Source organism: Methylobacter sp. Wu8, from assembly GCF_036440755.1.
Taxonomy (GTDB): Bacteria; Pseudomonadota; Gammaproteobacteria; order Methylococcales; family Methylomonadaceae; genus Methylobacter_A; species Methylobacter_A tundripaludum_A.
This window is the reverse complement of the sequence record NZ_JAZGVT010000026.1, coordinates 20,227-29,288: the sequence shown is the minus strand read 5'-3', so window position 1 is coordinate 29,288 and position 9,062 is coordinate 20,227. Positions and strand designations below refer to the sequence as shown.

Annotated in this window: 9 protein-coding genes; 1 reads left to right on the top strand and 8 read right to left on the bottom strand. The window is 49.1% G+C overall.

Going from position 1 to position 9,062, the window contains the following annotated elements; all coding sequences use genetic code 11:
- Window positions 1-131: 131 nt before the first annotated feature.
- Genes rfaD through V3O24_RS01420 form a run of 7 tightly spaced genes read right to left on the bottom strand, consistent with a single transcriptional unit; the run spans window position 132 to window position 7,105 of the window.
- Entirely contained in the window at window positions 132-1,076 is a 945-nt protein-coding gene (gene rfaD / locus V3O24_RS01450; protein WP_104423915.1) for an ADP-glyceromanno-heptose 6-epimerase, read from the bottom strand.
- Entirely contained in the window at window positions 1,073-2,497 is a 1,425-nt protein-coding gene (hldE, locus tag V3O24_RS01445) for a bifunctional D-glycero-beta-D-manno-heptose-7-phosphate kinase/D-glycero-beta-D-manno-heptose 1-phosphate adenylyltransferase HldE (RefSeq protein ID WP_331305864.1), read from the bottom strand. The genes rfaD and hldE overlap by 4 nt, the downstream gene beginning before the upstream one ends.
- Complete coding sequence (locus tag V3O24_RS01440; protein WP_331305863.1) at window positions 2,497-2,769, bottom strand: hypothetical protein; 273 nt, start codon at window positions 2,767-2,769, stop codon at window positions 2,497-2,499. The genes hldE and V3O24_RS01440 overlap by 1 nt, the downstream gene beginning before the upstream one ends.
- An 11-nt stretch (window positions 2,770-2,780) precedes the next feature.
- On the bottom strand, window positions 2,781-4,574 hold the full coding sequence (gene msbA / locus V3O24_RS01435; protein ID WP_331305862.1) for a lipid A export permease/ATP-binding protein MsbA: 1,794 nt from the start codon (window positions 4,572-4,574) through the stop codon (window positions 2,781-2,783).
- Between the two features lie 17 nt (window positions 4,575-4,591).
- Window positions 4,592-5,434: a glycosyltransferase family 2 protein gene (locus V3O24_RS01430; protein ID WP_331305861.1), complete on the bottom strand. Its 843-nt coding sequence runs from the start codon at window positions 5,432-5,434 to the stop codon at window positions 4,592-4,594.
- A 2-nt stretch (window positions 5,435-5,436) separates the two neighbouring features.
- Window positions 5,437-6,183 (bottom strand): glycosyltransferase family 2 protein, encoded by a 747-nt coding sequence (locus tag V3O24_RS01425; protein WP_331305860.1) that lies wholly within the window; start codon window positions 6,181-6,183, stop codon window positions 5,437-5,439.
- Window positions 6,176-7,105 (bottom strand): O-antigen ligase family protein, encoded by a 930-nt coding sequence (locus V3O24_RS01420; RefSeq protein WP_331305858.1) that lies wholly within the window; start codon window positions 7,103-7,105, stop codon window positions 6,176-6,178. The genes V3O24_RS01425 and V3O24_RS01420 overlap by 8 nt, the downstream gene beginning before the upstream one ends.
- On the opposite strand from V3O24_RS01420, the gene V3O24_RS01415 reads away from it, so the two are divergent.
- Entirely contained in the window at window positions 7,098-7,388 is a 291-nt protein-coding gene (locus V3O24_RS01415; RefSeq protein ID WP_331305857.1) for a hypothetical protein, read from the top strand. The genes V3O24_RS01420 and V3O24_RS01415 overlap by 8 nt on opposite strands.
- A 520-nt stretch (window positions 7,389-7,908) precedes the next feature.
- Here the strand turns inward: V3O24_RS01415 and rfaQ are convergent.
- Window positions 7,909-9,012 carry a putative lipopolysaccharide heptosyltransferase III gene (gene rfaQ, locus V3O24_RS01410; protein ID WP_331305855.1) on the bottom strand — a complete coding sequence of 368 codons (1,104 nt, stop codon included), beginning with the start codon at window positions 9,010-9,012 and terminating at the stop codon, window positions 7,909-7,911.
- Between the last annotated feature and the right edge of the window lie 50 nt (window positions 9,013-9,062).

Sequence of the window (9,062 nt, the reverse complement as noted above, 5' to 3'; positions counted from 1 at the left end):
GTCAACGTCCTTGCTGGCTTTATTTCCTACCAAGCATCCTGCTCGCCCTTCCAAAGGCTTCATACCCGGAAGAGCTGCGTATTATACAACTACAGCCAATATGGTCAAGAAGTTATTATTTAAAAATCCTTTTATGCGTTTAACCAATCAAGATATTTTGTGACGCCCTGCTTAACGGTCAGAAACTCCTTCATATAACCCGCCTCTCTTAAACCGGAAATATCGGCTTGCGTATAACTCTGATAAGCCCCTTTTAAATGATCTGGGAAAGGAATGTACTCAATACTTCCTCCCTTATGCCAATCAATCACCGCCCGAGCTACCGCATTAAACGTTTCCGCTTGCCCCGTCCCCACATTATATATTCCGCGCTGCTCTGGATGATCTAAAAACCACAGATTTACATCGACAACATCATCAACATGAACAAAGTCGCGCTTTTGCTCACCGTCAGCCATGCCGTCGCACCCTTCAAACAGTCTTGCTTTTTTTTGCTCGATAAGCTGCCGATTAAAATGCAGTGCAGTACTGCTCATAGAGCCTTTATGCTGCTCCCTGGGCCCATAAACATTAAAATAGCGAAAACCGACAATCGGGCTTTTTGTTTTAGCCAATAAAGGGCGAACATACTGATCGAACTGGAACTTTGAATAAGCATACATATTGATAGGATGCTCACAGCAGCGCTCAACCCGAAAGCCATGCTTGCCGTCACCGTAAACCGAAGCAGATGACGCGTACATAAAAGCGACATTCCTTGCAATGCACCAATGCAGCAGGCGCTTGGAATAATCATAATTGTTCTTCATCACAAACCGCCCATCCCATTCCGTCGTCGCAGAACACGCTCCCTGATGAAAAACAGCCCGCACCCCATCAAAAAAGTGAGCCACACCGATTTTCTCTATAAACTCCTCCTTGTCCATATAATCGGCGATATCAAGATCGGCGATATTGTGCATTTTCCGCCCATTAACCAGATGATCGACCAACAATATATTGCGCTCGCCGCGCTGGTTTAATGCCCGAATAAGATTACTACCGATAAAACCGGCACCGCCCGTGACAACAATCATTCCAATCCCCTCGCTTTTTTAATCATCGCCGTCGTCGACTGACCGTCGACAAACTGCAAAATCTTTACTTCGCCGCCCGCCTTAATAACGCAATCGCCACCGGCGACTTGCTCCTCACTGTAATCGCCGCCCTTGACGATAACATCCGGCAACAATCTGCAATACAGTCTTTCAGGGGTTTCCTCTTCGAATGAAACCACCCAGTCGACGCAGGCTAATGCCGCCAAAACCGTCATCCGCTCCTGCAATCCATTTATAGGCCGGGTCTCGCCCTTGAGCCGCCTAACCGACGCGTCGGAATTCACGGCGACAACCAAGCGATCACCTAAGGCCCTTGCCTGCTGTAAATAAGTCACATGTCCGGCATGCAACAAATCGAAGCAGCCATTGGTCATAATGATCCGCTCATCGTGAGCCTTTGCGCCAACAAATATATGCACCAGCTCATCTTCCGAAACGATACCATACTGTGAATCCCGATCGCCGTGCATGGCGCGCGTTAGCTCCTGCATTGATACGGTCGACGTACCCAGCTTTCCGACCACGATACCTCCCGCCAGGTTAGCCAGATACATCGCCTCATGCAACGCCATATCTAATGCCACACAAAGCGCCATCACGGCAATCACCGTATCGCCGGCGCCGGTCACATCAAAGACATCCTTGGCCTGGGCCGGCAATGAATGTACATGAACATCCTGTATCAAGGTCATCCCCGCTTCGCCGCGAGTCAGCAAAAGCGTCGGGATTTGATACTGCGTTAACAGGCCGCGGCCTTTTTCTATCAAATCTGCTTCATGTTCAGCGACGCCAACTACCGCCTGCAATTCAGACAGGTTTGGCGTTATCAGGTCTGCCTGGGCGTAACGCCGATAATCCACGCCTTTGGGATCCACCAAAACCTTAAGACCTGCCTGCTTAGCCTCAATGATATGCGCCGAAACATCCGCCAACGTTCCTTTGCCATAGTCGGAGAAAACAACTGTATCATGCTTGGGCAGATACTCGGCCAGCTTGGCACGCAAGGCAGCTGCATCAAACCTGAGAGCCGTCTCTTCAAAATCAAGCCGGATAAGCTGTTGATGCTGCGCCATAATCCGTAACTTGCAGATGCTGCGAATATCCCGCTCGACTACAAAGTCGCAATCCACGCCTTCCGCTTCCAGCAGACGCCTTAATATATCACCCTCGGCATCATCGCCGACAACGCCCAACAAGGTGACCTTGCCGCCTAATTTGGCAATATTGAGCGCGACATTGCCCGCACCACCGACGCGATCTTCGATAGCTTTAACACGAACCACCGGCACAGGCGCTTCCGGCGAAATACGCGAGGCCTGCCCGGACCAATATCGGTCCAGCATCACATCGCCGATGACTATGATTCGAGCCCGCCCAAACTCAGGTACAGCCGCCAACATTAATAGGCCTCCTCGGCAACCGTTCCTACGTCGCCTAAAGCGCCTATTTTTGGTCTTCTATCTCCTGCGCCGATGCTGTCGTAAATAGCGCCATATCCGGTTATTCCGATAACAACCATACCTTTCAACCTTGCAGCTCCCACTGCGTTTAATATCTTTTTACGGCATCCCGACGAGGAAACTGCTACCAGCTCCCCAGCAACATGCCGACAATCAATCCGGCGCTTCATCATAGCCTTATGCTGTTCTAGCTCGGAAATAAATGTCTTCAAAATAATGCTCCCTAAGCAATGCCTGAGTTTAATGCTTCAGTAGCGGCAACCGGCTTACCGCCCTTACGATGTTCCTTGAATTGCATGGAATGCAAGCGCGCATAGGCCCCATTCTTTGCAATCAGCTCCTGGTGAGTGCCTCTTTCCACGATTCGGCCATGATCCATCACCAAAATTATATCGGCGTTTTCAATGGTCGATAGCCTGTGAGCAATAACCAGCGTCGTCCGGTTGCTCATGACTTTTTGCAGCGCCGCCTGTATATAGCGCTCGGATTCGGTATCCAGCGCCGATGTCGCCTCGTCCAGTATCAATATGGGCGCGTCTTTCAGCAACGCCCGGGCCAAAGCCAATCTTTGCCGTTGCCCACCGGACAACTTGACGCCATTCTCGCCTATTTCCGTGTCCAACCCCTGCTCCAGCTTGGCGATAAACTCCATCGCATAGGCGTCCGTTGCAGCCTGGGTTATTTCACTTCGGGATGCGGTTGCAAGCGCCCCGTAGGCGATATTGTTGGCTATCGTATCATTGAATAACGTGACTTGCTGGTTGACCAACGCCAATTGTTTTCTTAAATTCGCCAGCTGATAAGTATTTATTTCAACCCCGTCCAGCAATATCTCCCCGGTGTCATGCGGATAAAAACGCGAAACCAGATTGGCGAGCGTGCTTTTACCGCCGCCGGAAGCCCCTACCAGCGCAATAGTCTGTCCCGGCTCGGCCTTGAAATTGATGTCGATCAGCGCCGGTTCATTTGCACCGGCATATTGAAACGTCAGGTTTTTAAATTCCAGCGCCCCCTTGCATCTTTCGGCCTGATAGGTGCCTTCATCCAATTCGCCCGGCTCATCCAAAATCTCAAATAACGATTCGGCGGCCGCGATGCCTTTTTGAATATCGCTGTTTGCATCGCTCAACTGCCGGATCGGTTTCGGCAATAAAAAAGCTGCCGTCAGATAGCCGACAAACTCGCCGACAGTGGATTGCTTCATCAGGAACAATGCCATGTACATCAGGAATGACAAGGCTATCGCGATAATAAACTGCATGATCGGATTATGTATCGCCATCGTCGTTGACAGTTTTAACGATTGGCTCCGGTTATATAAACTGCTCTCCAAAAACCGCCGACGCTCGTATTCTTCGCCGCCGTAACTGCGCACAACCCGATGCCCGCCGACCAATTCCGAGGTGATATGGGTCATGTCGCCTATCGATTCCTGCATTTTCTTGCTGATCCCCCGTAGGCGCCTGCTGACATACCCGACCAACACCACAAGAACCGGCGCTATGGCGACAAAAACCAGCGACAACATCCAGTTTGAATAAAACAGGTAAATTAACAAACCTATCGCCGTAAAGCCTTCGCGCACAATCGTGCGCACCGCATCGGTGGTGGCCTGGGTCACCTGACCGACATTATTGGTTATCCTTGAAATCATGTAGCCGCTGTTATGTGCGTCAAAATAGGCGGTCGGCAATCGCGTATACTGATCGAAGATTTCACAGCGCAAGGCATGCACGACATTGTTAGATACCTTGGCCAGAAAATAGTTGCCCAAATAAGCGCCAATGCCATGCACGATAATTAATCCGCTGAACAATAGCGGCAGATAATTCATGCCCTCCCGCGTCTCGGTTTGCAGCGTATCGATGATATGTTTGATCAAGGCCGCAAATAAGGTTTGGGTGCCCGAATAAATCAGGAAGCCGATAATGCTGATTGCAAAAAGCCCTAAATGCGGCTTCACATAGGTCAACAAACGCTTGTATATTTGGGCGCTTTCTTTAGATTTTTTTTTCATATTTTTTGAATATTTCATTAAACGCGCGGCGCATTAGACGCGTCCCCACAATACTGAGATACGCCTTTTATTGCGACAATAAAATCCCGCTGCTCCAAACGGTCCAACAATCGCTGATAATTAAGGTCCTGCTTGCTCTTGTCATTATGCCGATGCCATAGATGCAGCACAGGCGCCGCAAACCGACCTTCCTTGCGCTTGACACCCGCATGTATCAAGCGAATGACCAGATCGGAGTCCTCAAAACCCCAGCCCTCAAAAAGCTCGTCAAATCCATTCGTCCGCAAAAAGTCGCTTTTCCATAGCGCCAGATTACAGGTCATGGCTTTTTGCCACTTGTTGGGCTGCAACTTCCTTAAAAACCCCAAGGGCAGCCGAATAAAAGCAGAAACCCGGTTGATCTTTTTTTGCAGCCGGAGGGACATAAAATAACTCAACGGCTTTTGATTCAACGGAATATGTTTTTCAATGACTTCCTGGGTAAACGACTCACTTAACAACACCCTGTTGCCCGGCACAAAATAACCGGGTTCCGCCAGCTGCCGATGCCGGGCAATAAAATCAGGCCGAAGCACACAGTCACCATCAATAAACAGCAAATAGCCGCCCTGACTGCTCGCAACCGCCTTATTCCTGATGGTACCCGCTCTGAAGCCTTGGTCCTCGTGATGAACATAGCGAATCGGCACCGGGCTGTTGGCGCAATAGGCTTGGGTCCGCTCCTGATTGGCCGGCGTGGAACCGTCGTCGGCAATGATGATTTCAAACGCCGGATCTTGCTGGGCAAACAGACTGTCCAGACAAAGCTCCAATGCAGCCGGCCAGTTATACGTGGTTACGATAACGGAGATTAAATTCATGCTTAACGAGGCTGCCGGTTTTGCAATTCCAGCAATTTAAGATATTTGTAATAAGCGCCTTCCGCATTGGAAATCGACAGCATCAGCCCTTGCCGTCCGTCCAGAAAAGCCGCTTTAATCCAATAAGTGCGGATGAACGTCCATAGCCCTTTTAAGACGGCTTTACCCAACGATGAACGAACGCCCCGTTGATACATCATTTCCGCGCCCAAAGCTGAATAGCTGTTCACTTTATGCAAAACCTCATCCAGATTTACAAAGGCGTCATGCAGCAGCGGCGAGCGTAGGCGACCGATTTGCCCCTGAACGATAATATTCTCATGGACGACTGAATCGGTGAACCGGCCGCAATCGCGTCGGAACAATCTTAATATATAGTCGGGCCACCAACCGCCGTGGCGCATCTGCCTGCCGCAATAGCTGGAAAGGCGGGGGATTTCATAACCCTTACAGTTTCCCTGTTGGATCGCTTTTTCAATTTCCGCCCTTAACTCCGACGTCACAACTTCATCGGCATCGACCGATAAAATCCAGTCGCCGTTGGCCTTATCCAGCGCATGCTGCTTCTGAATGCCGAACCCCGGCCAGTCTGTTTCATAGACTTTATCGGTATATTGGCGGCAAATGGACACCGTATCATCCTCACTGCCTGAGTCGAGCACCACAATTTCATCCGCCCACGCAACCGACTCCAGGCAGCGGCCAATATGTGACGCTTCATTTTTGGTGATAATGATTACGCTAAGCACACTCAGCCTCCGCCATATTCTTCGGCTGCCGTGCTAATAAACAACCGACAAAAAAAGCCAGCAAATGTCCCTCTGGAAAGGTTTTAAAGTTTGAATTAAACAAACTGGTGGCTGCAACCGCAACCAGCACACTCGCCGCAATCGCTCCATACGGCTGCTGGCTTGCCCCCTGTCTGATAGCCGTGTAAATGTAAGCTAAAAATATCAATAATCCGACCAAGCCGTTTTCCAGCCAGACGAATAGATATTGATTATGCGGGTCGGATGCCGGTGCGCCGCGCCAATCTTGATATTTTGCGGCAACATGTGCGCTGTAAACCGTCTTGAAAGAAGACGTTCCATAGCCAAATAACGGTTTTTGTTGAATTAATTCCAGCGTATTTTGCGCAAAAATAACGCGAATCCCTATAGACGTTACACTTTCACTACTCTGGTAATTGGTTTTTTCCTCCAATCCTAATTTAATACGCTGCTGTAAAGTACTTGAAGTTAATATCACTAACAACATTGCAGCTGCAACAATACCATGAATATAATGAAGTTTTTTATGCTTATACAGAATAAAAAACGCAAAGGCGGCGGCGGCAGGCAAAGCAAGATAACCGCTTCGAGACGGACTGATAAAAAAAATATTAAACAAAAACAAAGCCATCACTCCGACTAACAAAGATTTTTTTTGCAGACTGAGCGATTCTTTGAGCAAAAAAATACCGCATAAGGTGGCAACCACAAACGCTAAACTTTGCGAAGAGTGGTTGGTCATAAAAATGCCGGCCTCCCTGCCCGACCTTACAGTAATATCCAGCAACCACAAAGGGACTGCGATCACAGCGGCGAGAGACATCGCCGCTAAATAGCAGTAAATAAAACGCGCTTTCCACTGCGATTCATAAAACAGACCGAATAAGACAAAAGTGAACAATAATTTTTTCCAGCTGGACAGCGTATCGATTTTATCCGCCCAAGAGGTATCGGCGTACAGACTGCTGATAACAAGCCAGGCAAAAAACAGTAGCAGCATTTTCCCCGCAGGCTGCACCGCCGATCTTTTCAGGCTTTGCCAAACTTGCCCTGAAATAAGCCAGGTTAGCAGCATGACAACGCAAGCCACACCGGTAACAGCCGTAGAAGCCGGGGCGGCAATGGCCGCAATTATCGCCACACATCGGCAGATTAAAAGGGATTTTTCAGCAATCGCTGTGTAGGAAACCATAGACTTTTTTGATTAACGCCATTAATTGATAAATAGTTTTGCATTTTAACTTTTCAAAGTTAAATAACGGATTTTGCAACCGCGCTGGCGAAACGGATTCCAAGGGTAATGTCAAACAAACCATTTTACTGTCTTGTTCAACAATAAGATCTTCTCACCGCAGTGTGTTGGTATCGAGCAGCTTGCGGCTAATGTTCGATGACATAAGATTTGCAAACGGCCAATAAGCTGTTGTTTCTTAAAAAGAACGCCCTATCCCTTCCCGCTATCCCAATCAAAAGTAAACGCCGCCGAAATCCTGCTTTAGCTTGTTATTTTTCCATAAAAGCGCGGCCATTGGGTAAGTTTTTTGTCATTAAGCCGATTGCTATGCCCAAAACTTATAGCTGCGGATTGAGCAATCATTTACCTAAGGAAGCGCTGAACAAAATGCTTCCGTTCATGGTTCGACGGGCTCACCACGAACGAAATCAATACGTTACCGCTCGTCCTGAGCCTGTCAGAGGACTAAGTCAGCGCTTCCCTAACAATTGCCCGGCCATGCGTTTAACACGTTCCGGGGACAGTTTATCCAAACATTGACTCCTGCTTTGCCGATACCGGTCGCAACCTTCTAAATGACAAGGAACGCAATCTGCCTCACCTTGAATGAGGTTGACATTATTAACATGCTGACAGCCTGTTTTATGAAAAGGGTTGATGTTTTGACTAAACCCGTAAGGCCAGGGCGCCCATTTTACCGGATTGGTCGGCCCATAAAGCGCAATCACCGGGACTCCTGTTGCAGCGGCCAGATGAGTGATGCCGGTATCGGGACCGATATATAATTTTGCTTGAGCAATGATGTACGCCAATTGCGCCAACGAAACCTGCCCCGCCAGATTGATCGTATCCTCGGGAAGCTGACGTTGAATAGTAGCGACATAATCAACCTCCTCCTGGGCGGAACCTCCCGAAAGAACCAGCCTCAGTCCCAGCTCTTTGAGATAACGGCCGACCTCGATCCACCCCTCTACAGTCCATTGCTTGTATGTCCATTGCGGATGCGGGTGCAGAACCGCGTAGCCGGTATTATCCGACAAAAAAGGAAATTGCTTCGCCAACTGCCGACTGTCGCCGATTTGCGGCGGCACCAATGCAAAGCACCGGGGGACATCAATCAAATCCAACAATTTAAGGTGTTGCAGGACCGTGTGCGTGTTTTCGTCATCGAATTCCGTCCAACGCTGAACAAAAAATCGCTTCCACCAGCCGGTGGAGTTTTTCGGCGGCACGGCGGCAATCCGAAACGGTGCGGCGAGCAAGGTGTACAAAAACGGACGGTCTCCCGCCTGAGTGGCGACAGCAAGATCATACCGCCTGAATAATTGCCTGAGTAATTGCCAATAATCAGGAAGCTTAGGGCGGTTAGGCGTGGTAATAATATGATTAATATCCTGATTGCCTTCCAGCATGGCAGCCGTATTACGGAACACTAATACATCAAGCCGGGCATCAGGGTAGGCCTGCCGCAACGAATGCAATAAGGGCGTTGTCAACAGCACGTCGCCGAGATAGCGCATTGCGATCACTAGGATTTTTTTCGGCTTTGGCTGCAAAGCTTGGCGGTTTTTCATTAGTTAAATTATGTTCCGGCAATGACTACAATGAACCGCTTACCATCCTA

Excerpts from the sequence above, each read along its gene's own strand:
- V3O24_RS01430 (WP_331305861.1), bottom strand. The coding sequence starts at position 5,434 with ATGAATTTAATCTCCGTTATCGTAACCACGTATAACTGGCCGGCTGCA.
- msbA (WP_331305862.1), bottom strand. The coding sequence starts at position 4,574 with ATGAAAAAAAAATCTAAAGAAAGCGCCCAAATATACAAGCGTTTGTTG.
- hldE (WP_331305864.1), bottom strand. The coding sequence starts at position 2,497 with ATGTTGGCGGCTGTACCTGAGTTTGGGCGGGCTCGAATCATAGTCATC.
- rfaD (WP_104423915.1), bottom strand. The coding sequence starts at position 1,076 with ATGATTGTTGTCACGGGCGGTGCCGGTTTTATCGGTAGTAATCTTATT.
- rfaQ (WP_331305855.1), bottom strand. The coding sequence starts at position 9,012 with ATGAAAAACCGCCAAGCTTTGCAGCCAAAGCCGAAAAAAATCCTAGTG.